At 65.4% G+C, this 21643-nt stretch carries 26 protein-coding genes and 2 pseudogenes; 13 read left to right on the top strand and 15 right to left on the bottom strand.

What is annotated here, in order from left to right; translation table 11 throughout:
- Positions 1-81 precede the first annotated feature (81 nt).
- A complete protein-coding gene (locus LRS09_RS01870; protein ID WP_257803903.1) occupies positions 82-267 on the bottom strand; it encodes a DUF1059 domain-containing protein in 186 nt (61 codons plus the stop codon).
- A gap of 88 nt (positions 268-355) precedes the next feature.
- Complete coding sequence (locus LRS09_RS01865) at positions 356-1276, bottom strand: LysR substrate-binding domain-containing protein (protein WP_257803902.1); 921 nt, start codon at positions 1274-1276, stop codon at positions 356-358.
- Positions 1277-1369: 93 nt separating this feature from the next.
- On the opposite strand from LRS09_RS01865, the gene LRS09_RS01860 reads away from it, so the two are divergent.
- Complete coding sequence (locus tag LRS09_RS01860; protein WP_257803900.1) at positions 1370-1564, top strand: hypothetical protein; 195 nt, start codon at positions 1370-1372, stop codon at positions 1562-1564.
- Positions 1565-1610: 46 nt separating this feature from the next.
- On the opposite strand, the gene LRS09_RS01855 is transcribed toward LRS09_RS01860, so the two are convergent.
- The 3 genes from LRS09_RS01855 to hemF all read right to left on the bottom strand — a co-directional run bounded on the left by LRS09_RS01855 (position 1611) and on the right by hemF (position 3504).
- Positions 1611-1874, bottom strand: a complete 264-nt coding sequence (locus LRS09_RS01855) for a DUF1344 domain-containing protein (RefSeq protein WP_257803899.1) — start codon at positions 1872-1874, stop codon at positions 1611-1613.
- A 329-nt stretch (positions 1875-2203) separates the two neighbouring features.
- On the bottom strand, positions 2204-2593 hold the full coding sequence (locus LRS09_RS01850; RefSeq protein WP_257803898.1) for a hypothetical protein: 390 nt from the start codon (positions 2591-2593) through the stop codon (positions 2204-2206).
- Positions 2590-3504 carry an oxygen-dependent coproporphyrinogen oxidase gene (gene hemF / locus LRS09_RS01845; RefSeq protein WP_257803896.1) on the bottom strand — a complete coding sequence of 305 codons (915 nt, stop codon included), beginning with the start codon at positions 3502-3504 and terminating at the stop codon, positions 2590-2592. The genes LRS09_RS01850 and hemF overlap by 4 nt, the downstream gene beginning before the upstream one ends.
- An 86-nt stretch (positions 3505-3590) precedes the next feature.
- Between hemF and LRS09_RS01840 the strand changes: the two genes are divergently transcribed.
- Positions 3591-3848 carry a hypothetical protein gene (locus LRS09_RS01840; RefSeq protein ID WP_257803895.1) on the top strand — a complete coding sequence of 86 codons (258 nt, stop codon included), beginning with the start codon at positions 3591-3593 and terminating at the stop codon, positions 3846-3848.
- On the opposite strand, the gene LRS09_RS01835 is transcribed toward LRS09_RS01840, so the two are convergent.
- From LRS09_RS01835 to LRS09_RS01825, 3 genes are read right to left on the bottom strand one after another with little or no spacing between them, the layout of a single operon-like run.
- Positions 3845-4135 carry a type II toxin-antitoxin system RelE/ParE family toxin gene (locus tag LRS09_RS01835; protein ID WP_257803884.1) on the bottom strand — a complete coding sequence of 97 codons (291 nt, stop codon included), beginning with the start codon at positions 4133-4135 and terminating at the stop codon, positions 3845-3847. The genes LRS09_RS01840 and LRS09_RS01835 overlap by 4 nt on opposite strands.
- Positions 4125-4373, bottom strand: coding sequence for a type II toxin-antitoxin system ParD family antitoxin (locus tag LRS09_RS01830; protein WP_257803882.1), 249 nt, complete (start codon positions 4371-4373; stop codon positions 4125-4127). Before LRS09_RS01830 ends, LRS09_RS01835 begins: the two co-directional genes overlap by 11 nt.
- A 49-nt stretch (positions 4374-4422) precedes the next feature.
- On the bottom strand, positions 4423-4887 hold the full coding sequence (locus LRS09_RS01825; RefSeq protein WP_257803881.1) for a tRNA (cytidine(34)-2'-O)-methyltransferase: 465 nt from the start codon (positions 4885-4887) through the stop codon (positions 4423-4425).
- A gap of 365 nt (positions 4888-5252) precedes the next feature.
- Here LRS09_RS01825 and LRS09_RS01820 point away from each other — a divergent pair, with 365 nt between their 5' ends.
- The 4 genes from LRS09_RS01820 to LRS09_RS01805 all read left to right on the top strand — a co-directional run bounded on the left by LRS09_RS01820 (position 5253) and on the right by LRS09_RS01805 (position 9810).
- Entirely contained in the window at positions 5253-5444 is a 192-nt protein-coding gene (locus LRS09_RS01820; protein ID WP_257803880.1) for a hypothetical protein, read from the top strand.
- Between the two features lie 4 nt (positions 5445-5448).
- A complete protein-coding gene (locus LRS09_RS01815; RefSeq protein WP_257803879.1) occupies positions 5449-7332 on the top strand; it encodes an ABC transporter ATP-binding protein in 1884 nt (627 codons plus the stop codon).
- Between the two features lie 276 nt (positions 7333-7608).
- A complete protein-coding gene (locus LRS09_RS01810) occupies positions 7609-9480 on the top strand; it encodes an ABC transporter ATP-binding protein (RefSeq protein ID WP_257803877.1) in 1872 nt (623 codons plus the stop codon).
- Positions 9481-9486: 6 nt separating this feature from the next.
- On the top strand, positions 9487-9810 hold the full coding sequence (locus tag LRS09_RS01805; protein WP_257803876.1) for a DUF6665 family protein: 324 nt from the start codon (positions 9487-9489) through the stop codon (positions 9808-9810).
- A gap of 7 nt (positions 9811-9817) precedes the next feature.
- Here the strand turns inward: LRS09_RS01805 and LRS09_RS01800 are convergent, their stop codons facing one another.
- A complete protein-coding gene (locus tag LRS09_RS01800; RefSeq protein WP_257803874.1) occupies positions 9818-10048 on the bottom strand; it encodes a hypothetical protein in 231 nt (76 codons plus the stop codon).
- Positions 10049-10726: 678 nt separating this feature from the next.
- Between LRS09_RS01800 and petA the strand changes: the two genes are divergently transcribed.
- The 7 genes and pseudogenes from petA (at position 10727) to LRS09_RS01765 (ending at position 16683) form a co-directional block, all read left to right on the top strand.
- On the top strand, positions 10727-11290 hold the full coding sequence (gene petA / locus LRS09_RS01795; protein ID WP_257803873.1) for a ubiquinol-cytochrome c reductase iron-sulfur subunit: 564 nt from the start codon (positions 10727-10729) through the stop codon (positions 11288-11290).
- A gap of 14 nt (positions 11291-11304) precedes the next feature.
- Positions 11305-12610 (top strand): annotated as a pseudogene (locus LRS09_RS01790) (cytochrome bc complex cytochrome b subunit).
- A 27-nt stretch (positions 12611-12637) separates the two neighbouring features.
- A complete protein-coding gene (locus LRS09_RS01785) occupies positions 12638-13504 on the top strand; it encodes a cytochrome c1 (protein WP_257803872.1) in 867 nt (288 codons plus the stop codon).
- Positions 13505-13605: 101 nt separating this feature from the next.
- Entirely contained in the window at positions 13606-13995 is a 390-nt protein-coding gene (locus tag LRS09_RS01780) for a prepilin peptidase (protein WP_257803870.1), read from the top strand.
- A 43-nt stretch (positions 13996-14038) separates the two neighbouring features.
- On the top strand, positions 14039-14584 hold the full coding sequence (locus LRS09_RS01775; protein WP_257803869.1) for an adenine phosphoribosyltransferase: 546 nt from the start codon (positions 14039-14041) through the stop codon (positions 14582-14584).
- 44 nt (positions 14585-14628) lie between these two features.
- Positions 14629-15780, top strand: coding sequence for an AAA family ATPase (locus tag LRS09_RS01770; protein ID WP_257803868.1), 1152 nt, complete (start codon positions 14629-14631; stop codon positions 15778-15780).
- 453 nt (positions 15781-16233) lie between these two features.
- A complete protein-coding gene (locus tag LRS09_RS01765; RefSeq protein ID WP_257803860.1) occupies positions 16234-16683 on the top strand; it encodes a hypothetical protein in 450 nt (149 codons plus the stop codon).
- 141 nt (positions 16684-16824) lie between these two features.
- On the opposite strand, the gene LRS09_RS01760 is transcribed toward LRS09_RS01765, so the two are convergent.
- The 6 genes and pseudogenes from LRS09_RS01760 to LRS09_RS01735 all read right to left on the bottom strand — a co-directional run bounded on the left by LRS09_RS01760 (position 16825) and on the right by LRS09_RS01735 (position 21643).
- A complete protein-coding gene (locus tag LRS09_RS01760; RefSeq protein ID WP_257803858.1) occupies positions 16825-17298 on the bottom strand; it encodes a MaoC family dehydratase in 474 nt (157 codons plus the stop codon).
- Positions 17295-17759 (bottom strand): MaoC family dehydratase, encoded by a 465-nt coding sequence (locus LRS09_RS01755; RefSeq protein WP_257803857.1) that lies wholly within the window; start codon positions 17757-17759, stop codon positions 17295-17297. The genes LRS09_RS01760 and LRS09_RS01755 overlap by 4 nt, the downstream gene beginning before the upstream one ends.
- A gap of 95 nt (positions 17760-17854) precedes the next feature.
- Positions 17855-18828, bottom strand: a pseudogene (gene corA, locus LRS09_RS01750) (magnesium/cobalt transporter CorA).
- Between the two features lie 162 nt (positions 18829-18990).
- Entirely contained in the window at positions 18991-19860 is an 870-nt protein-coding gene (locus LRS09_RS01745; RefSeq protein ID WP_257803856.1) for a YiiX/YebB-like N1pC/P60 family cysteine hydrolase, read from the bottom strand.
- 31 nt (positions 19861-19891) lie between these two features.
- A complete protein-coding gene (gene ychF, locus LRS09_RS01740; RefSeq protein WP_257803855.1) occupies positions 19892-20995 on the bottom strand; it encodes a redox-regulated ATPase YchF in 1104 nt (367 codons plus the stop codon).
- A 102-nt stretch (positions 20996-21097) separates the two neighbouring features.
- Positions 21098-21643, bottom strand: coding sequence for a hypothetical protein (locus LRS09_RS01735; RefSeq protein WP_257803853.1), 546 nt, complete (start codon positions 21641-21643; stop codon positions 21098-21100).

Raw genomic sequence — 21643 nt, 5'->3', positions numbered from 1 at the left:
CTTGAATTCGCACGCAATTACCTGCGGCCGGCATGGCCGCAGGCAGATGAACTGTTAAGTATATTCCGGCCAGTGCAATCGTCAGGCCGCGTGGCGCACTTTCTCGATGCGTGAGCGGATCGCGTCGATCATCGATTCGCGGATGACGGTTTCGCCGTGGGTCTCGCGCATGTGCTGAACCGCGCGGCGCATGATCTCGGCTTCTTCCTCATGACGCGTATGCCATTCGCATCCCGGCACGAGTGAACCGCAGTGGAATTCCTTCATTGCGTTTCTCCCTTCCTTGTTATGGGCGGCGAGTATAGCCGGAAATGCGGCAAGAGCTTGTACGTTCCGCTCTAAGCCGCGCCACGCTTCAGGCCCTTTTCGCCGCCGGCGCTCTGCCGAACTCGCGCGCCGTCGCGGCCATTTCTTCCTCGACCCAGGCGAGAAATGCCTTCATCTGCCTGGTCTCCGGCCGGGTGGGCGAGGTGACGGCGAAATAGCCGGTGCCGATGTCGACCGCGCGAGCAAAGGGGGCGACGAGAAGCCCGGCCCGGATCGCGTCGACCGCCAGCGTGTGCCAGCCGAGCATGACGCCCTGGCCGCCGATCGCGGCGTCGGCGCACAGCGAGGCGTCGGTGAAGTGGTCGGCCGGGCCGAGGTCCGCCTCCTTCATCCCGTAAGGCGCCAGCCAATGGTCCCAGATGCCGCGCGAGCCGGAATCGAGCACGATCGGCGCACGGCGCAGGTCCTCCGGCGACAGCAGCGTCTGCGCGAGCGCCGGCGCGCAGACGGGAAAGACCTCCATCGGCAGCATCCGGCGCAGGCGCACGTTCGGCCAGCCGCCGCGGCCGACCCTCAGTGCGAGGTCGATGTCCGACGAATCGAGGTCGACGATCTCGGTCGTGGCGTCGATGCGGATGCGGATGTCGGGATGCGCCGCCCGGAAGCGCGGCAGGCGCGGCACCAGCCATTTCGAGGCGAGCACCGGCGCCACCGACACGGTCAGCGCGCGCTCGCGATCCTCCTCGGCGACGGCGAGCGCGTCGTCCAGCGTGCGGAACGCCGCGGTGAGACGCGGCAGGAGGCGGGCGCCGAGCGCCGTCGGCAGCAGGCCCTTCGGCGTACGGGTGAAGACGACGCGGCCCAATTGCTTCTCGGCGCGGATCAGGTGCTGGCTGACGGCGCCTGGCGTCACGCCGAGCTCGTCGGCCGCGGCCTGGAGCGAACCCAGCCGCCCGACCGATTCGAGTGCCTTGAGGCCGTTGATATGGAATCGCTGCAGACGGTTCATGCAGTTTTTCTATATCATCGGCGAGGCATTCTCCATTGAGAAAGCGGCGTTTCGGCCGCATGATCGCATCATGAAACTTGAACGGAGGCTGCCATGCTGAAGTTTTTGACGAGCCTGATATCCGATCTCGCCGGCCGCGTCGGCGTGTCGCGCTCCTTCGCCGATTGCGCGGCGGCCTGCGCCGACTGGCTGCGCGATCCTTCGGCCCATCCCGAACTCGAGACGATGAACCTGTCCCAGATCGCCGATCTGCCCGCCGGCCAGCTGCGCTCGTTGGTGCGGGAGTAAGGGGCGGCCGAGGCGGCGGAGCGCGAGGCCCCGCCGCCGCCTTGGGTCACTTCTCGATCGTGACCTTGTCGACCATCTTCATGGTTCCGTTCTGCTGCCACGCCACGTTCACCTTCTCGCCGGTCTTCAGGCCCGGATCCTTGAAGCCCTTCGGCAGTGTGTAGCTCGAGCCGTCGTCGAGCGAGAGCGTCATCGCCTTGCTGTCGTAGGTCTTCACGCTGCCGGTCGCGTGATGCTGCGTGGCGGCGAAGGCGAACGAGGACACCGCGACGAGGGCGGCAGCCGTAACGGGAATGAGATGGTTGCGCATGTCGGTTACTCCTGAAAATCGGCCGCCCTTCGCGGGGCGGCTCTGCAGGACATGGCCGTCAGGTCGCGTCGTGTCGCGGCTTTGGGGAGCCGCCGGCGTTTCCCGGCCACGGCGTGGAAAATAGACCCGCCAGACGGCCGCGCCATTAGACGAAAAAGAAAATCCGGCGCGGCGGCGCTGCCATATTCGCCAGCGGATTCAACGCTTTGTGGAGGGAATGGGGCGACCTGCGCAGCGGCTATGCGACGCACACGGATGTCGTCACGCCGATGCGCAGGCTAAACGAATTGCTACAGGTCAAGACAACGACGCAGGATTGTAGCCAGTGCCTAGCACTTTGCAGTCTTAATGGTCGTGTTGGTTATGAATCGGCCGTTTCTGTCGGAGACGACATACACGACCGTGACGCCGGTCTTCTTGAAGGCTGTGACCTTGCTGCATGCATCCTTCCTGAGCACACCCGGCACCAGGGAGCGGTACCGCTTCACTGATATCTCGGCGAGCACAGCGGTCTTATCCTTGATGTGATAGGTGACCGCTCGCCGCGCGCGATCGTAGCTTGCTCGGGTGAAAATCCAGTCTCCTCGCTCTATAGGCGCTGCGCGGTTTAGCGCCTTGACGCTCGCCGCTATTGTCGCGTCGATCTCGGACGAGCTCTGCGAGTGACTGTCGACGGACCATACGACGATCAGCAAAAGGGCAAAGGCAAGACGTCTCATGGCCACTTCACCTCGGGCGGCATGCTCGACAGGATCGAGTCGACATTGCCGCCGGTCCTGAGCCCGAAGGTCGTGCCGCGATCGTAGAGCAGGTTGAACTCGACATAGCGCCCGCGCCGGATCAACTGCTCCTCGCGGTCGGCGTCGGTCCAGTTGAGATTAAAGTTCCTGCGCAGGATGTGGTCATAGACGACGAGGAAGGTTCGGCCGACATCCTGCGTGAAGGCGAAGTCGGCTGCCCAGCCGCCCTTGTCCTCGTCCGAATGCAGCCAGTCGTAGAAGATGCCGCCGATGCCGCGCGGCTCGTTGCGGTGGGGCAGGAAGAAATACTCGTCGCACCACGCCTTGTAGCGCCCGTAGTCCGCGACCGCCGCGTGCCGGTCGCAGACGAACTGCATCGCGCGGTGGAAGGCGACCGAATCGGCGTCCTCCTGCGTTCTGCGCCGGTCCAGCACCGGCGTCAGGTCGGCGCCGCCGCCGAACCACTGCCGCGAGGTCACGACCATGCGCGTGTTCATGTGCACGGCCGGCACGTTCGGATTGTGCGGATGCGCGATCAGCGAGATGCCGGAGGCCCAGAAGCGCGGATCGTCCTCGGCGCCGGGAATCTGCTTGCGGAACTCGGGCGAGAACTCGCCGTGGACGGTGGAGGTGTGGACGCCGACCTTCTCGAAGACGCGGCCGTACATCATCGACATCACCCCGCCGCCGCCTTCGCCCTCCTTGCGCAGCCAGGGCGTGCGCTCGAAGCGACCCGGCGACCAGGAGGACTGCGGCCCCGTCAGGTCGTCCTCGATCTTCTCGAAGCCGGCGCAGATGCGGTCGCGCAGTTCCTCGAACCATGCGCGCGCCGCCGCCTTCTTGTCTTCGATGTCGTCCGGCAGGCCTGCCGGGATCTCGGGCCGTTCCATGCGCACTCCGCTCGATCCACAAAGGACTCGTCTTTTTCGGATGCGATCCCTAAACTTCAATCCAGACGGGTCAAGGAGGATGTCGCGTGGGCACTCCGACACGGCCGCCGCTGGACGGCCTGAAACGAAGTCTGAACCGGCAGAGAGCCGAGGGGATACGCCTTCCCCGCGACGGCTTCGTGCGCGAGACCTTCGCACTGCCTCGCCCGGTCGCCCGCCAGAAGGCCCGCGAATGGTTCGACCGCTGGCCGAAGCAGGCCTACTGGACCGCGATCGAAAGCTGGCGCGAACGCCCCGACGACGTAATCGAGTTCACCATGCGAAGGTTGCCGACGGCGGACTAGAACGGCTGCTCGGCCCAGTTTTCGCGCGCGTGGCGGATGCGGAGGATGACGACCAGGTCGTCCACCTCTTCGTAGACGATCATATGAGAGCGATGCGGGTGGATACGGACCGGCGGCTCGATCTCATATCTCAGCCGCGCCATTCCCGGATTTTCGCCGAGCAGTTCGAAGGCTTTAATCAGGTCTAGCGCATAGAGATCGGCCTGCTTCTCCCCGAAGCGGTCGAAGCCTTCGCGATAAAGCCGCTCGAGATCGCCCTCTGCCCGCGGCGAAAGCCTATACGGCACCGGCTCGCGCTTTCGCCCGAGCAGTTGCAATCACTTCTTCAGCAGTCTTGTCCGAGATCCCGCTCGCACGGGCTTCGTCCACCAGCCTCTGCAAGTGGGCGATCTTGGCCTCGCGTTCCTGGTCGTGCCGTATCAGGTCGCGCACATAGTCGCTGGCATTGCCGTAGCGGCCGGTTTTCGTCTGCGCCTCGACCCATTCGCGCATCTGGTCGGGCAGGGAAATGTTCATCGTAGCCATCGGCGCGCCCTAAATTTCTTGGCAAAGATTGCCATATCAAGGCGATATTTCAAGTGGTCCGCAACTGCCGCACCGCCTCGCTCAGCGTGATCGCCGCGCTCATGCCGAGGTTGAGGCTGCGCGCCTCGGGGCGGATGGGGATGTGCAGCTCGGCGTCGGCCAGCGCGTGGACGCTCTCGGGCGCGCCGGACGATTCGCGACCGAGCATCAGGATGTCGTCGCTCCGGAAGGCGAAATCGGTGTAGGCGGTGGCGGCCTTCGTCGACATCAACACCAGCCGGCGGCCGCTCTTGCGCCGCCAGTCCTCGAAGGCGGCGAAATCGGCGTGTTCGCGGATCGCGGCGATCTCCAGATAGTCCATGCCGGCGCGCTTCAGCGTCCGGTCCGACAGTTCGAATCCGATCGGCCGGATGATGTCGACGGTGGCGGAGAAGCAGGCGGCGAGCCGCAGGATCGCGCCGGTATTGCCAGGGATTTCAGGCTGATAGAGCGCGATGTGGAGATCGTGAGTCATGAGCTTCGCGCTTTGATTCAGGTTGCGACAGGTGAGGCTTCCGGGCAACACCGGCATGCGACTGTCGGCAAAGTGTCGGCACCCGGGCTGGCCTTTGGCGGAGAAGTCGTCTATACGGCGCTCCTCGTCAACTCGAACCAAGGAGGGCGGAATGGACTACCAGTTGTGCTATGCGCCTGCCCGCCTGATTGGGCCTTCCGCCTGACGGCGTCCCGGTTCGACCGATCCTGACATTCTGAGCATCGTTCGCTGGGGCTGCCCGTGAAGCCAATCGCTTTCCGTGGAGTTCGACGATGCATGCCAAGCCGGGTCACCCCGCACTTTCCGCCCTACCGATTCCGTTCGAAACGATCGGAACCCCCGCAGTGCCCACTGACAGTGTGCTGTCGGCTGCCGTCGGCAGGGCGCTTGGAGGGCAGGCGACCAACATCCATCTTGGCCGTGCAACCGGCCCGAAGGGAACCAGACCGGCCGCGAAGGCCACCAGCAACGGCCCGCGCGGCAAGGACCGCACCGTGACCGTGAAACCGATCGCGCCGCGCAGCGGGCACAGGTGAGACCATGATGACTGCACTCTTCCGCTGGTTCGAAGGCCTCCTCGATCCGTTCCCCGCCGCGGAGCCGACCGAGCCGCCGAAGACCTTCCTTGCCTTCTGCCTGCATTATGCCCGGGGCACGTGGCCGCTCATCATCGCAGGCGCGCTGTTCTCGGCCGGCATCGCGATCGCCGAAGTGTGGATGTTCGGCTTCGTCGGCAACATCGTCGACTGGCTGTCGGCGCAGAGCCGCGAGACCTTCCTGCAGACGGAGAAGTGGAAGCTCGTCGGCATGGCGGTCGTGGTGATGATCCTTTTGCCGTCCATGGTCTTCGCGCAGTCGTTGTTCAACCAGCAGTCGCTGATGGGCAATTTCCCCATGCGCATCCGCTGGATGGTGCACCGCTACCTGCTCAAGCAGTCGATGACCTTCTACCAGGACGAGTTCGCCGGCCGCGTCGCCACCAAGCTGATGCAGACGGCGCTCGCCATCCGCGAATGCATCGTCAAGCTGGTCGACGTGCTGAACTATGTCGTCGTCTATTTCCTCGGCATGCTGTTCATCATCGGCTCGTCCGACTGGCGGCTGGCCTTGCCGCTGGTCGGCTGGATCGTGGCCTATGTCGGCCTGCTGTCCTATTTCATCCCGCGGCTCGGCAAGGTCGCCGAGGAACAGGCCGATGCACGCTCGATGATGACCGGCCGCGTGGTCGACAGCTACACCAACATCCAGACGGTCAAGCTGTTCAGCCATTCGCGGCGCGAAGCCGCCTATGCACGGCAGGGCATGAGCGAGTTCCTGGACACGGTCCACCGGTCGATGCGGCTGGTGACCGGCCTCTACGGCACGCTCTACGTCCTCAACTCGACGCTGCTCCTCGTCATATCGGCGCTGGCGATCTGGTTCTGGCTTGGCGACGTCGTCACAATCGGCGCCGTCGCGGTCGCCATGGCGCTGGTGCTGCGGCTGTGGGGCATGTCGCAGTGGATCATGTGGGAGGTGTCGGCGCTGTTCGAGAACATCGGCACCGTGCAGGACGGCATCACGTCGATCGCTCTGCCGCGGCTGGTCGAGGACAAGCCGGGCGCGAAGGACATCGTGGTGTCCCGCGGCGACCTTTCTTTCGAAGACGTTCGCTTCCACTACGGCAAGAAGCGCGGCGTCATCGAGGGGCTGACGCTGAACGTGAAGGCCGGCGAGAAGATCGGCGTGGTCGGCCGCTCGGGCGCCGGCAAGTCGACGCTCGTCAACCTGCTGCTGCGCTTCTACGACATCGAGGGCGGCCGCATCCTGATCGACGGGCAGGACATAGCCGCGGTCACGCAGGACAGCCTGCGCGCCAATATCGGCGTCGTCACGCAGGACACCTCGCTGCTGCATCGTTCCGTGCGCGACAACATCACCTACGGCCGCCCCGACGCGACCGAGGAGATGATGCTGGAGGCCGCCCGCAGGGCGGAGATCGACGGCTTCATCCAGGGCCTGCGTGACCCGAAGGGTCGCCAGGGCTATGACGCGCATGTCGGCGAACGCGGCGTGAAGCTCTCCGGCGGCCAGCGGCAGCGCGTCGCGATCGCCCGCGTCATGCTCAAGGACGCGCCGATCCTGATCCTCGACGAGGCGACCTCGGCGCTCGATTCCGAGGTCGAGGCGGCGATCCAGGAGAACCTCTACCGCCTGATGGAGGGCAAGACCGTGATCGCGATCGCGCATCGCCTCTCCACCATCGCGGCGATGGACCGGCTGATCGTCATGGACAAGGGCTGCATCGTCGAGGACGGCACGCACGACCAGCTCGTCGCGCAGGGCGGCCTCTACGCCCAGCTCTGGCAGCGCCAGTCCGGCGGCTTCCTGCTGCACGAGGACGGGCCGGAGGAAGAAGGCAAGGTCGAGGCGGCGGCGGAGTAGGGCAGTCACCACCGACCCTCACCCGGCCTCCGCTCCGCTTGGCCACCCTCTCCCCGAGGGGGAGAGGAGTTCTAAGACCGTCGCGGCTAGTCGCCATTCCAGATGGCGCAGACGACCGCGAACCTCCTCTCCCTCTCGGGGAGAGGGTGGCCAAGCGGAGCGGAGGCCGGGTGAGGGGGCGGCGCCTCGGTCAGTTGCTCCGCCCCATTACATTTTCTCCATCCTGACAACAGGGGGGGATGTCCGGCCGGGGGCAGGGGACTACATTAGGGGCAGATGAACGATTCCAAGACCCTACAGGACCGCCTCTACTCCCCCTACGAGAACGTGGTCGACGCCTTCGCCGATACGGATCGGCCGGTGCTGCCGCGCGATGCGTGGCAGTTCATTCTGTTCTTCGCCCGCCAGGCGAAGCTGCCCTTCGTGCTGCTGCTCATCGCCGGCGGCCTGTCGGGCGCGGTCGACGCCGCGCTCTACTGGTCGGTCGGCTGGCTGATCGACCTGCTCGACGCGGCCAACCCGGCGACGCTGATCGCCGACTACTGGCCGCATCTTGCCGCTTTCCTGTTCCTGATCCTGGTCATCCGCGCGGTGGTGATGATCGGCAACGCGGTCGTCGAGCAGCAGATCGTCGTGCCGAATTTCTACCAGCTCGTGCGCTGGCAGGCGTTCCGTCGCGTGATGGACCAGCCCTACGAGTTCTACCAGAACGACTTCGCCGGCCGCATCGCCACCAAGATCCTGCAGGGCGGCGAGGCGACGGGCGATTTCATCGTCTCCTCGCTGCAGACGGTGTGGAGCTTCCTCACCTTTCTGATCCTCGCCGCCACGATCCTCGGCGCGCTCGATCCCGTTATGGGCGTGGTGCTGGCCGTCTGGGTCGCAGGCTATCTCTGGGCTGCATACCACCTGCTGCCGCCTCTCAGGCAGGCAGGCCGCCGCACGGCGGACGAGCGCTCGATCGTCAACGGCCGCATCGTCGACGCCTTCACCAACATCATGGCGGTGAAGCTGTTCGATTCGGGCGGCCGCGAGCATAATTATGTGCGCGAAGGCATGCAGCGCTACCTCGACGCGGTGAAGCAGCTCACCCGCTCGATCACCACCGTGCGGGCCGCTGTCGCCTTGCTCAACGGTTTCATGATGGCGGGCGTCGCGGTGCTGGCCGTCAACAAGTGGATGGGCGGTGCCGCCACCACGGGCGAGGTGGCCGCGGCGCTGGGCCTCGTGTTCCGGCTCAACCAGATGTCGGGCTACATGATGTTCAACATCAACGGCCTGATCCGCAACTTCGCCACCGTGCAGGACGCGACGACGGTGATCTCCGTCGAGCCCGGCATCAAGGACGCGCCCGACGCGACAGTGATGCCGCGCGCCAAGGGTGACCTCGTCTTCGACGACGTCTCCTTCCACTACGGCAAGAAGAGCGGGATCATCTCTAACCTCGACCTGCACATTCGGCCCGGCGAACGGGTGGCGCTGGTCGGCCCGTCGGGTGCGGGCAAGACGACGCTGGTCAACCTGGCGCTCCGGCTGTTCGACGTCGAGAGCGGCCGCATCCTGCTCGACGGCCGCGACATCCGCTCCGTCACTCAAGCCTCGCTGCGCGCCCAGTTCGGCGTCGTCAGCCAGGACGCGATGCTGATGCACCGCTCGATCCGCGACAACATCGCCTACGGCAAGCCGGATGCGACCGAGGAAGAGATCATCGCCGCGGCGAAGAAGGCGTCGGCACACGACTTCATCGTCAACGTGTCCGATCCCAAGGGCCGCAAGGGTTACGACGCCCATGTCGGCGAGCGCGGCGTGAAGCTGTCAGGCGGCCAGCGGCAGCGCATCGCGATCGCGCGCATGATGCTGAAGAACGCGCCGATCCTCATCCTCGACGAGGCGACCTCGGCGCTCGATTCGGAGATCGAGGCCGCGATCCAGGAGAATCTCTACACGATGATGGAGGGCAAGACCGTGCTCGCCATCGCGCACCGACTGTCGACCATTGCCGCGCTCGACCGCCTCGTTGTCATCGACAAGGGGCGCATCGTCGAAGAGGGCACGCATGAGAGCCTGATCGCCAAGGGCGGGCTCTACGCCAAGCTGTGGGAGCGCCAGTCGGGCGGCTTCCTCGCTGATCGGCTCGCCGCGGAGTAGCCGCCGATGGCGCTGCGCCTGCCCGGCCGCATCACCGTCGAGCGCGCCTCCAGCGCCACGGGTCTGCAGCCGGTCGAGCACGAGATCCTCGGCGAGATGGCGAATTCGCTCGGCCAGGCCGGGCGCAAGGTCGAGCAGGCGCTGGCGAAGCTCGCCGAGGACGAGGCCGGCCTCGAAGGCGAGGCGCGCGAAAAGCGGCTTCGCGCCGTCGCCGCCGCCGTGCAGGCCTACTTCATCCAGCGCGAACTCTGCGGCATGCGCCGCCACGACGACGTCATCCGCGAGATGGGCATCCCGCGCCGCGTGCTGGCAAGGCTGGGCGCCCGATAGCTGCGCCTTACTTCGACATGAAAATCTGGCAGGCGCCCGATACGCCGATTTCTCCGGCGCTCTTGTATTTCTTGGCTCCGGCCCGGCACGACGCCATCGCGCGTTCCTCCGCGGCTTTGGCGCTCGCTGCATTGAGCGCCGTGGCGCAGACGCTCGATCCGTAGAAATAGTCGATCGGCGTAGAGGCGAAGGCCGAGTGGCCCGAGGCGGCGACGTACTGCTGTACATCTTCCCGCATCCGCCGCTCATCTCCCGCGTATAGAGAACCCTGCGACGTGCGTTGCCTTCGCTGCCGGCGAGCCCCGCGGATGTCGCCTTGGCGGGTTTCTTGGACTTGGCGTAAGCAGACGTCCGCTCGGTCTTCTTGGGTTCCTCCTTGGCCAGCGCGCCGCCTACTTGCGCATCGACAAATATCGTCGAGAGCAGAGCAAGTGCGAAGATCCGTAGTTTTGTCATGCGTTTATCCCCCAACTCGGCAGCGGCACCTTGCTGCCGCCTGAACTTCCGATTGCCGCCCGCCTATTGCCGGCAACCTGAAATGTTACCCAGAAGTTCATTACTGTCCATACGATCTCGAACGTGCCTTTGACGTCAGGTGAGTTGCATTCTGCCGATCCCCGCCGCGCACTTCTCGATCATTGGTTTGAGCTGTCGAATACTGCCGTCTGCCGGGCGGCGGGTGGGGCTGCCGGGAGGGATGAACGCGTCACTTCCCCGTCGTTCGCAGACAGTGCGCGCGGCCCCCGCGACAAACTGCCCACCGCCTGCGCGGGCGTCTGGACAAGGCCTGATGCGACGCATAGAAACCTCGCCACAATATTGCCCGACTCCGAGCCGGGAGACGCCGCGTGTTTGGGCGTCTGATGGTGCCGGGTCCAGCCTTTTAGGCAGTGCGAGACAAAAGGAAGATTGTCACGTGAGCGCGACCGAATCAGCCGATCCCAATCGCCGCGATTTCCTGTTCATTGCCACCGGTGCCGCGGGCGCCGTCGGCGTGGCGGGCCTCGCCTGGCCGTTCATCGACCAGATGCGCCCGGACGCCTCGACGCTCGCGCTCGCCACGATCGAGGTGGACGTCTCGGCGATCGAGCCCGGCATGTCGGTGACGGCCAAGTGGCGCGGCAAGCCGGTGTTCATCCGCAACCGCACCACTGAGGAAGTCGAGGCCGCCAAGGCGGTGAAGCTCGAGGAGCTCAAGGACCCGGTCGCGCGCAACGCCAATATCGGCGCCGACGCGCCCGCCACCGACATCGACCGCTCGGCGGGCGAGGGCAAGGAGAACTGGATCGTCATGATCGGCTCCTGCACCCATCTCGGCTGCGTGCCGCTCGGCCAGCAGGGCGATTTCGGCGGCTGGTTCTGCCCGTGCCATGGCTCGCACTACGACACGGCCGGCCGCATCCGCAAAGGCCCGGCGCCTGAGAACCTCGCGGTTCCGGTGTTCGAGTTCCTCTCGGATACGAAGATCAAGATCGGTTGAGGGGGAGCATTCCGATGAGCGGTGGACACTCGACCTATACGCCCAGCTCGGGCCTCGGACGCTGGATCGACCAGCGCATGCCGCTGCCGCGGCTGATCTACGATTCCTTCGTGGCCTATCCGGTGCCGCGCAACCTGAACTACGCCTACACCTTCGGCGGCATCCTCTCGATCATGCTGGTGGCGCAGATCATCACCGGCGTGGTGCTGGCCATGCACTATGCGGCCGACACGACGCTCGCCTTCGGCTCGGTCGAGAAGATCATGCGCGACGTCAATTCCGGCTGGCTGCTGCGCTACCTGCACGCCAACGGCGCATCGTTCTTCTTCATCGCCGTCTACGTCCACATCATGCGCGGTCTCTACTACGGCTCCTACAAGGCGCCGCGCGAGCTGCTCTGGATCCTGGGCTGCATCATCTATCTCCTGATGATGGCGACCGGCTTCATGGGCTACGTGCTGCCGTGGGGCCAGATGTCGTTCTGGGGCGCCACCGTCATCACCGGCTTCTTCACCGCCATCCCGCTCGTCGGCGACTGGATCCAGCAACTGCTGCTCGGCGGTTTCGCGGTCGACAATCCGACGCTGAACCGCTTCTTCGCGCTGCATTACCTCCTGCCGTTCATGATCGCGGGCGTCGTGGTGCTGCACGTCTGGGCGCTGCACGTCACCGGCCAGACCAACCCGACCGGCATCGAGGTGAAGTCGAAGACCGACACGGTTCCGTTCACGCCGCACGCGACCATCAAGGACGCGTTCGCGATGATCGTGTTCCTCGCCGTCTTCGCCTACTTCGTGTTCTACATCCCGAACTTCCTCGGCCACCCGGACAACTACACCGAGGCCAATCCGCTGAAGACGCCCGCCCACATCGTGCCGGAATGGGTACTACCTGCCGTTCTACGCGATCCTGCGCGCGATCACCTTCAACATCGGCCCGATCGACTCCAAGCTCGGCGGCGTGCTGGCGATGTTCGGCTCGATCGCGGTGCTGTTCTTCGTGCCCTGGCTCGACACCTCCAAGGTCCGCTCGGCGGTCTACCGGCCCTGGTACAAGCTGTTCTTCTGGCTGTTCGTGATCAACGCCATCCTGCTCGGCTGGCTTGGCTCGCGTCCTGCAGAGGGTGTCTACGTGATCATGTCGCAGATCGGCACGCTCTACTATTTCGGCTTCTTCCTGGTCATCATGCCGGTGCTCGGCCTCATCGAGACGCCGCGCAAGATGCCGAACTCGATCACGGAAGCGGTGCTCGAGAAGAACAAGGGCGCGGCCTCCGCGCAGCCGGTGGGCGCCGCCGCCGCGCCGGAAACCAAAGGCTGAACCGTGGCTCGCAAGGGATTTTTTGAGATGAAGAAGTTCCTCATCGGTGCGGCGGCTGCAGCCTTCGGTCTCACCGCGCACCTCGCGCTCGCGATCGGCGCGGAAGAGGCCGGCCACAATGCCGCCGAGCCGACCCACTTCCCGATCAAGAAGCCGGTGGAGATGGACTGGTCGTTCGCCGGCCCCTTCGGCACCTACGACAAGGGCCAGCTCCAGCGCGGCCTCAAGGTCTACAAGGAAGTCTGCGCCGCCTGCCACTCGATGAAGAGGGTGCCCTTCCGCGCACTCGAAGAGCTCGGCTACAACGAGGCCCAGGTCAAGGCCTTCGCCGCTGAATACGAGGTGCAGGACGGCCCGAACGCCGACGGCGAGATGTTCACGCGCCCCGGTATTCCGTCCGACTATTTCCCGTCGCCGTTCCCGAACGACGAGGCGGCGGCAGCCTCCAACGGCGGCGCCGTTCCACCGGACTTTTCGCTGATCGCCAAGGCGCGTGCCGTCGAGCGCGGCTTCCCGACCTTCGTCTTCGATATCTTCACGCAGTATGCGGAGAGCGGCCCGGACTACATCCACGCCCTGCTCACCGGCTACGACGAGACGCCGCCCGAAGGCATGGAGATCGCCGAGGGCACGCACTACAACCCGTATTTCATCGCCGGCAAGTCGCTCGCCATGCCGAAGCCGATCAACGACGACGCCGTCACCTATGACGACGGCGCGCCGCAGACGGTCGACCAGTATTCGCGCGACGTGTCCGCCTTCCTGATGTGGGCCGCCGAGCCGCACCTCGAGGCGCGTAAGCAGACCGGCTTCAACGTCATGGTGTTCCTCGTCCTCTTCGCCGGCCTCGTCTACATGACAAAGCGCAAGATCTGGGCCGCGGTGCCGCACTGATCCCGACCGGATCGGACATGAGACAGGGGCGCCCATGTGGCGCCCTTTGCTTTTGGAGCGCATGATCGCGCGACGACGGGGCAGGGAGCAGTGAAGCGACCATGGCAGTGTTCATCTCGCTCCTGCTCTTCCTGTTCGGCGCTTCGGTCGCCAGCTTCGCGGGGCTTGCCGCGCACCGGCTGCGCGCCCGCCCTGCCGGCTGGTCCGCATGGGCGGCACTGTCCGGCCGCTCGCAGTGCGACGGCTGCGGGGCGCAGCTGACGGCGCTCGAACTCGTTCCCGTACTCGGATGGCTGCTCGCGCGCGGCCGCTGCGCGCGCTGCGGCTACCGCGTGCCGGCGATCTATCCCGCCTCGGAGGCCTTGGCCGGAGGAGGGCTGGTCGCGATCCTGCTTGTCGGCGGTCCGGCCGCCGTCGCGATCGCGCTGCCGGCCTTCGTGCTCCTCGTCGTCCTTGGCGTGGTATTCCTTGCCTTGCAGGGTGGCGGTTGATACCGACTATGCAATCCTGCCCTCAACGGACCATCGCCCGCGCATGAACTCCACGCTCGAACAGACGCTTCTGTCCGCGATCCGCACGATCCCGGACTATCCGAAGCCCGGCATTCTTTTCCGCGACATCACCACGCTGCTCGGCAATGCGCGCGCCTTCCGTCGCGCGGTCGACGAGCTGGTGCATCCCTACTCGGGAACCGGTGTTTCCAAGATCGCCGGCATCGAGGCGCGCGGCTTCATCCTTGGCGGCGCCATGGCGCACCAGCTGTCGGCAGGCTTCGTCCCCATCCGCAAGAAGGGCAAGCTGCCGCACACCACCGTGCGCGTCGCCTATTCGCTGGAATACGGCGTTGACGAGATGGAGATGCACACCGACGCCGTCCAGCCCGGCGAGAAGGTCATCCTGGTCGACGACCTGATCGCCACCGGCGGCACGGCGGAAGGCGCGGTGAAGCTGCTGAAGCAGATGGGCGCGGACATCGTCGCCGCCTGCTTCGTCATAGACCTGCCCGACCTCGGCGGTCGCAAGAAGCTTGAGGCGCTCGGCGTCAACGTCCGCACGCTGGTGTCGTTCGAGGGGCATTGACGGACTACAGAGGTCTTCGGATTTCTAGGCCAGGGCGCACCGTCATGATCCACACCCTTGCCATCGCCGGCTACCGCTCGATCCGGAACCTCGTGCTGCCGCTTGAGCAGCTTACCGTCGTCACCGGCCGCAACGGCACCGGCAAGTCGAGCTTCTACAAGGCGCTGCGGCTGCTTGCCGATGTCGCGCAGGGCAATGTCATTTCCTCGCTCGCAGCCGAGGGAGGGCTCCCCTCGACCCTGTGGGCGGGGCCCGAGCAGTTCTCGCGCGGCATGCGTCAAGGCGTCCACGCGATACAGGGCACGAGCCGCAAGAACCCGGTCAGTTTGAAGCTCGGCTTCGCCTCGGACGACTATGGCTACGCCATCGACCTCGGCCTGCCGATCCCGTCGGCCTCGATGTTCAACCTCGATCCGGAGATCAAGGCGGAGGCGGTCTGGGCGGGCGAGGTACTGAGTCGCCGCAATGCCTTTGCGACACGCTCCGGCCCCGGCGTCACGGTGTTGGACGAGTCGGGCCGGCGCTCGACGCTGACCAGCCTGCTTGCGCCTTTCGACAGCATGATGACGCATGCCGCCGACCCGCGCGGTCTGCCGGAACTGCTGCTGCTGCGCGAGCGCATGCGCGCCTGGCGGTTCTACGATCACTTCCGCACCGATCCGGATGCCCCTGCGCGCGCTGCGCGGGCGGGAACGCGCACGACCGCCCTCAGCGCCGACGGCTCGGACCTCGCCGCAGCCCTGCAGACCATCCGCGAAATCGGCGATACGCGGGGGCTGCACCACGCCGTGGAGGACGCGTTCGCCGGTGCCGACGTGCGGATCGAGGAGGCCGGCGGCCGGTTCGAGCTGCTGATGGGCCAGCACGGCCTGCTGCGCCCCTTGCGAGCCTCGGAACTGTCCGACGGGACGTTGCGCTACCTCTTGCTGCTCGCCGCCCTCCTGACGCCGCGGCCGCCCGGCCTGATGGTTCTGAACGAGCCTGAGACCAGCCTCCACACCGACCTCCTGCCACCGCTTGCAAGGCTGATTGGGGAAGCATCCAAGACCTGCCAGATCGTCGTGGTGACGCACGACGCCACGCTCGCCGAAGCTCTGAACGAGGCCGGCGCGCTCCGCCACGACTTCACCAAGTCGCTCGGCGAGACCGTGGTCGATGTGGAGGAACGCCCCGGCTGGGCGTGGCCGGAGAGATAGGGTCGGATTTGAGGGCAGGGGCCTCCGTCGATGACCCTGCGCGCGCATGCTGTGTATGGTCCTTGCCGGGCCGAGCCGCCTGTCTCGCCCACCCTGCGCGACGCCCCTAATGTGCGATCGTCATCCCGGGCGCCGGAGGCGACCCGGGACCCATTCCTCTCTCCGGTTACACGCCGAAAACGCCCCTCGACCGCAAGAAAAGGATCGGCGCCAACCCGCCAAGGTCAATCGATCCCGGCTGACCTCCGGTCGCCGGGATGACGTCGCGCGAGGGCGAGCGCTGTCTTGTGAGGGCTACAGGCCGTCGGACCTTGCTCTCCGCCATGTGGATAGTTTTCCGCGCCTTGCCCTCGCCAATCCCAAGGTCCGCTCGGCCTCGGAAGCATCGCACCGATTTTTCCATCCACCTGTTTCCAGCCCATGAGACACTGCCTGGGATGAAAGGAGCCGGCGATGGGCTGGAGGGCGAAGGCAGGGAGGGAACAGGCGTTAAAGGCGAGGATCGTCATGCGCCTGTTCTCGATCGCCGACATGGCCGAACAGGCCGCCGGCCGGTCGTTCTGGGTCCGCTGGTGCGTGCTGTGGGCCGCCTGGCAGGCGAATGCGCTGCTCAGCGCCTATGTCGAAGGCACGCTCCGGAACTCCGAGCGCGGAACCTGGACGCCCGTCCCGATGCCGGCCGGCTTCGGCAGCAATCCCTTCGATGCGGAGGACATCGCCGATTCACTCAGGGCATTCGGGCTCTACATGCAGGCCATCGCGGCGCAGCTGTGCCGCCTGTCGTTCCTGCACCGTGGCCAGGCCTCCGACGAGGCTGGCAATGAGGGCGGGCTACACTGCGCCGGCCTTCAGCGCTCGGCTGACTCGGTCGTCTCGCCTGTCGAGCTGCACGACACGTCCTGAGAAGCGCTATCCTTCTCCTCCCGTCGAGAATGCCCAGACCGATCCTGCCTACTTCCGCGAAAAAATGAGCTGCGGTCGACGATCTCGCGCGGCCGTAGGAACCGCGTCTCTCTCCCCGCAAACGGGGAGAGGAAAACGTGCTCAGAATTCGGTCTGCACCAGCACCGAACTGTCGAACTCGATCACCTTGTCACCGGTGCTGTCGAAAGCCTCGGCCTTGATGGTCAGCAGGCGCCAGCCGGGGCGCGAGGCGATCGGGCGGTGGTCGATGCCGGTGCGGGTGAAGGTGATCGTCTCGCCGGCATAGACCGGCTTCAGCCAGCGGAGGTTACGGATGCCGGGGGAGGGGCCGAACACCGGCTTCGGGTCGGGCCCCGCCCAGCGGCGCGGCTCCGTGTCCATCCGCGTCTCGACGTTCTTCTTCATCCACACGGCCGCCGTGTGCCAGCCCGAGGCGCACAGCCGGCCGAAGACACTTCTCTCGGCGGCCTTCTCGTCGAGATGGAAAGGCTGCGGGTCGAATTTCTTCGCAAAATCCTTGATCGCCTGCGGCTCGAACAGGTGGGCGCCGAGAACGGTCGTCTCGCCGATGCCGAAATACTCGTCCAGGCTCATGCGCTCGCCGCCTCCCGCGTCAGGAACATGCCGGTGTTCTCGAGCTCCAGCACCGTTTCGCCGCGCTGGTTCGACATCGTGCTCTTCACCGTGACGAAGCCGAGCCCGGGCTTGGATCTGGATTCGCGCTTGGCGAGCACGGTGCACTGGCCGGTCAGCGTGTCGCCGGCCAGCACCGGCTTCTTCCAGCGGACATATTCGACGCCGGGCGCGCCCTGCGAGGTCGAGTCCAGGAGGAAGCCGTCGCACATCATGCGCATGAACATCGCGCAGGAATGCCAGCCGGACGCCGACAGTCCGCCGAGGATCGACGCCTTGCCGGCCTCCTCGTCGAGATGGAAGGGCTGTGGGTCGAACTCGGAGGCGAATTCGATGATCTCGGCCGCCGTGACGGTCTTCTCGCCGAGCTTGATCGTGCCCCCGACCTCCAGGTCGTCAAAGGTCCAAGTCTTGCCGTTCATCGCGCCGAAACCTGTTCAAGTCGAAACGGTTCTGGACCGATCGCCCGCCGCATGCAAGCACCTGCGAGGTAATTGCTTGTGCCAGGCGAGAGGCCTCACAGCCAGCCCTTGCTGCGGAACCACACGAAGGGGAGGATCGCCGACAGGATCATCAGGCCGAGCGCCATGGGATAGCCGAAGCTCCATCCCAGCTCCGGCATCACCTGGAAGTTCATGCCGTAGATCGAGGCGACGAGCGTCGGCGGCAGGAAGACGACGGCGGCGACGGAGAAGATCTTGATGATCGCGTTCTGCTCGATCGAGATCATGCCGAGCGTCGCATCGAGCAGGAAGTTGATCTTCTGCGACAGGAACGTCGTGTGGTCGGCCAGCGAGACGATATCGCGCGACAGCGTCTTCACGCGGGCGCGTACTCCTTCGTCGTCTTGATCGTGGTCGTGGCATGCGCGAAGAAGCCCGCGAGGCGCTGCAGAGACAGCAGGCTGTCGCGCAGGTTCGAGGCGAGATCCTCCTTCAGCCCGATCGCCTTCAGCAGTTCCTGGAAATCACGGTTGCGGCTCGACGCCTTCTTGGAGCGGGCCTCGAAGATATCGCGCGAGATCCCCTCCACGTCGCGGCTGGCGCGCTCGAGGATGTCGGCGAGCCTGTCGACGATGGCCTCGAGCAGCGTCACCAGGATCGTGTCGCCGCCGCTGCAGCCGGTCGACGCCTTCTCGGCGCGTTGCGGAAAGGTCTTGAACGCACGGGGCTCGTGGTAGCGGATCGTGACCAGCCGTCCGCCGGCGAGGACGAAGGTGACAGGGGCGATCACCGGGGCCTTGCCCTCGACGAAGGCCGGCACCGTGGCCGTCATGAAATAGGCGCCGTCCTCGACATAGAGCCGGCTCGAGATCTCGATCTCTTCCATCTCCTCGCGCGTGGGCAGCAGGAGCCCGAGCCGGGATTCGACCGACTGCTCCTCTTCCTTGGTCGGATTCAGGAGGTCCAGCCATACGGCCTTGTCGACGCGCGGGTCCGCTTCCTCGACACAGACGAGACGGTCGTTTTCCACGACGAAGGTCCGGATCATCGTCATGCCTCCTTCTTCTTGGAGCAGTTCGTGATCGCGCGATGCGGTCGGGTCGGGGGATGGCGTCGGTTCGGCACAGGCCGGCCAAGGCCGGGTGCGGGCATGGCTTAGACCGGCGGATGGAGCTGGTCAACTCATCCGGTAGCCGATGCGACGTGACGCCTATCCGGACCACTTGCCGGCGATGTCTGAAGTCAGCGCCGCACGCCCGGGGTGGTGCACGCTGCGGCCATCCCCGACCACGTAGTCGACGAACCGAAGCCTCAGATGGCCGCGCGCGGCTTCGTAGACGGCCCGGTCCGGGATGATCGTCTCGCGGCCATAGACCATGTCGCGCGGAAGCTGCAGTTCCGGCATCGCGCGGCAGGCGAGTTCCAGGCAGAACAGGCGGTCCGGCTGACCGGCATCGAAATTGAAGTCGAACCTATTGCCGAGTTCGCTGAAGAGCGTCGCGAGCGCGCGCTGTCGCCAGCCGCGCGTGGCGATCCGGGGCCGCAACGTCACCGCGCGGTCCGTGTTGAGCACGACCGACGGCGGCGACAGGTGCACGCCCTTCATGTCTGCCTCGATGAACATGGCTCCGCGACGGATCGCCTCGTGGTGGGGCGCCATGCCGGGATGCGACCACATGCCCAGCGCCTGCAGGTCGCGCTCCGTGCCGAGATAGATCGCGGCGTGCTGGAACAGGCCTGGGATCGTGTGGCCCGACAGCCTGCCTTTCGAACTGACGAAGACGAGATCAAGCGGCTGGAGCCCCGCCACGATCCGTTCCTGGATGCCTGGCTCCGACAGATAGCCGGAGCGCCAGCTGATATGGCCGACGACCTGTCCGACGACCGGGGCGGCGGGTTCGATCATCGCGACCAGCCAGCGCGGCTGTCGCTCCGCCTCGGCGCAGCACCGGCCGGCGTCCGGCTGTGTCTTCGCTGGACCGTGGGCACAGGCGGACAGCAGGGCAAGGACCGCCAGCACCGCTGCCGCGATCACTCCGCGAAACGCGGTCCCCCTCCCGATCAGCAGACCCAATATCACGCCCCGGACGCTCCCGGGACGGTCATACCACTCAGGTGTTGAACTTGAACAGCAGCACGTCGCCGTCCTGGACGACGTATTCCTTGCCTTCGTCGCGCGCCTTGCCGGCCTCCTTGGCGCCCACTTCGCCGCCGAGGGCGATGAAGTCCTCGTAGGCGATCGTCTGGGCGCGAATGAAGCCGCGCTCGAAGTCGGTGTGGATCACGCCGGCGGCCTGCGGCGCCTTGGTGCCCTTCACGATCGTCCAGGCCCGCGTCTCCTTCGGGCCGACGGTGAAGTAGGTGATCAGGTGCAGCAGGTCGTAGCCGGCGCGGATCAGCTTGTCCAAGCCGGGCTCTTCCAGCCCGAGATCGGCCAGGAACTCCTGGGCCTCCTCGTCGGGCAACTGGGCGACCTCCGCTTCGATGGCGGCGGAGATCACGACCACGCGCGCCCCCTGCGCAGCCGCCATCTTCTCCACGGCCTTTGTGTGCTCGTTGCCGGTTGCTGCCTCTTCTTCCGCGACATTGCAGACATAGAGGACGGGATGCGAGGTCAGGAGGTTCAGCCCGAGCAGGATCGGCATCTCGTCGGCGGCCAGCTTGCCCAGCAGCAAGCGGACCGGCTTGCCGTCGTTCAACAGGGCCAGCGCCTGTTCCATGACCGGCAGGACGGCGAGCGCCTCCTTGTCCTTGACGCTGGCGCGCTTGCGGAACTGCACGACGCGCCGTTCCAGGCTCTCGAGGTCGGAGAGCATCAGTTCGGTCTCGACCGTCTCGGCGTCGGCGACCGGGTCGATGCGGCCCTCGACGTGGGTGATGTCGTCGTTTTCGAAGCAGCGCAGAACGTGCACGATCGCGTCGACCTCGCGGATGTTGGCGAGGAACTGGTTGCCGAGACCCTCGCCCTTGGAGGCGCCGCGCACCAGGCCGGCGATGTCGACGAAGGAGATGCGGGTCGGGATGATCTCCTTCGACTTGCCGGCCGCGGCAAGCTTCTTGAGTCGAGGATCAGGCACCGCCACCTCGCCGGTGTTCGGCTCGATGGTGCAGAACGGATAGTTCGCCGCCTGCGCGGCCGCCGTCCGCGTCAGCGCATTGAAAAGGGTGGATTTGCCCACGTTGGGAAGCCCAACGATGCCGCACTTGAAGCCCATGGAGGACAGTCCTGTCAGGAAGCGAGAATTTGGTCAGGGCTATGGGCGAAAGGATCGACGATCGTCAACCCCCGACTGTTGGTTACAATTGCGTGCCGGGTGTTACTCGGAAGGGCCGAGTCTTGCTTGTTTGACGCCCGACTCGCGAAGAACGTCCAGCAGTTCAAACAAAGCGTCGCTGGGCGCGGAGCCCATATCGAGCGAGATGCGTTTCGGTTCAACGATGGCAGAGTGAATGATACCCGACACTCCCCCGTCGCTTACTCGTTCGTCATCGATGTCGAACCAACGATCGAACCATTGCTCGAAACGTGACTGACCGACTGTGTCCTTCTCGAATTCAATCGAGAGAGAATCCCAATGAAAAGGTGCGATTTCCAGGGACAGCTGCCGATAGTCGGCCGTCATCGGAGGGAAGCTTACTCGCATATAGCCAGCAACCACAGTTGCGTGGAACTCTGGCCCGTTCTCAGCCCAATCTACTGCGGCCAGTCCCTTGTAAACGCCATCGATCTCCCCAAACTTGACTTCAGGCCTATTCGGATTAGGCGACTTTGCAGAGAGTCGAGCGATTGCTGGCTCCAATTCCCTCTCGACATACTCGTCGCGGATTTTCTGTATCCGCTCGTGAAGCTGCTCTTGGTTCAC

Origin of the sequence: Mesorhizobium sp. J428 (assembly GCF_024699925.1) — a bacterium.
In the GTDB taxonomy this organism is placed as follows: domain Bacteria; phylum Pseudomonadota; class Alphaproteobacteria; order Rhizobiales; family Rhizobiaceae; genus Mesorhizobium_A.
This window is presented reverse-complemented; position numbering and strand designations above follow the sequence as displayed.

Coding starts and splice junctions, on each gene's coding strand:
- LRS09_RS01870 (WP_257803903.1), bottom strand. CDS start 267: ATGAAGGAATTCCACTGCGGTTCACTCGTGCCGGGATGCGAATGGCAT.
- LRS09_RS01865 (WP_257803902.1), bottom strand. CDS start 1,276: ATGAACCGTCTGCAGCGATTCCATATCAACGGCCTCAAGGCACTCGAA.
- LRS09_RS01860 (WP_257803900.1), top strand. CDS start 1,370: ATGCTGAAGTTTTTGACGAGCCTGATATCCGATCTCGCCGGCCGCGTC.
- LRS09_RS01855 (WP_257803899.1), bottom strand. CDS start 1,874: ATGCGCAACCATCTCATTCCCGTTACGGCTGCCGCCCTCGTCGCGGTG.
- LRS09_RS01850 (WP_257803898.1), bottom strand. CDS start 2,593: ATGAGACGTCTTGCCTTTGCCCTTTTGCTGATCGTCGTATGGTCCGTC.
- hemF (WP_257803896.1), bottom strand. CDS start 3,504: ATGGAACGGCCCGAGATCCCGGCAGGCCTGCCGGACGACATCGAAGAC.
- LRS09_RS01830 (WP_257803882.1), bottom strand. CDS start 4,373: ATGGCTACGATGAACATTTCCCTGCCCGACCAGATGCGCGAATGGGTC.
- LRS09_RS01825 (WP_257803881.1), bottom strand. CDS start 4,887: ATGACTCACGATCTCCACATCGCGCTCTATCAGCCTGAAATCCCTGGC.
- LRS09_RS01815 (WP_257803879.1), top strand. CDS start 5,449: ATGATGACTGCACTCTTCCGCTGGTTCGAAGGCCTCCTCGATCCGTTC.
- LRS09_RS01810 (WP_257803877.1), top strand. CDS start 7,609: ATGAACGATTCCAAGACCCTACAGGACCGCCTCTACTCCCCCTACGAG.
- LRS09_RS01805 (WP_257803876.1), top strand. CDS start 9,487: ATGGCGCTGCGCCTGCCCGGCCGCATCACCGTCGAGCGCGCCTCCAGC.
- LRS09_RS01800 (WP_257803874.1), bottom strand. CDS start 10,048: ATGCGGGAAGATGTACAGCAGTACGTCGCCGCCTCGGGCCACTCGGCC.
- LRS09_RS01785 (WP_257803872.1), top strand. CDS start 12,638: ATGAAGAAGTTCCTCATCGGTGCGGCGGCTGCAGCCTTCGGTCTCACC.
- LRS09_RS01780 (WP_257803870.1), top strand. CDS start 13,606: ATGGCAGTGTTCATCTCGCTCCTGCTCTTCCTGTTCGGCGCTTCGGTC.
- LRS09_RS01775 (WP_257803869.1), top strand. CDS start 14,039: ATGAACTCCACGCTCGAACAGACGCTTCTGTCCGCGATCCGCACGATC.
- LRS09_RS01770 (WP_257803868.1), top strand. CDS start 14,629: ATGATCCACACCCTTGCCATCGCCGGCTACCGCTCGATCCGGAACCTC.
- LRS09_RS01765 (WP_257803860.1), top strand. CDS start 16,234: ATGGGCTGGAGGGCGAAGGCAGGGAGGGAACAGGCGTTAAAGGCGAGG.
- LRS09_RS01760 (WP_257803858.1), bottom strand. CDS start 17,298: ATGAGCCTGGACGAGTATTTCGGCATCGGCGAGACGACCGTTCTCGGC.
- LRS09_RS01755 (WP_257803857.1), bottom strand. CDS start 17,759: ATGAACGGCAAGACTTGGACCTTTGACGACCTGGAGGTCGGGGGCACG.
- ychF (WP_257803855.1), bottom strand. CDS start 20,995: ATGGGCTTCAAGTGCGGCATCGTTGGGCTTCCCAACGTGGGCAAATCC.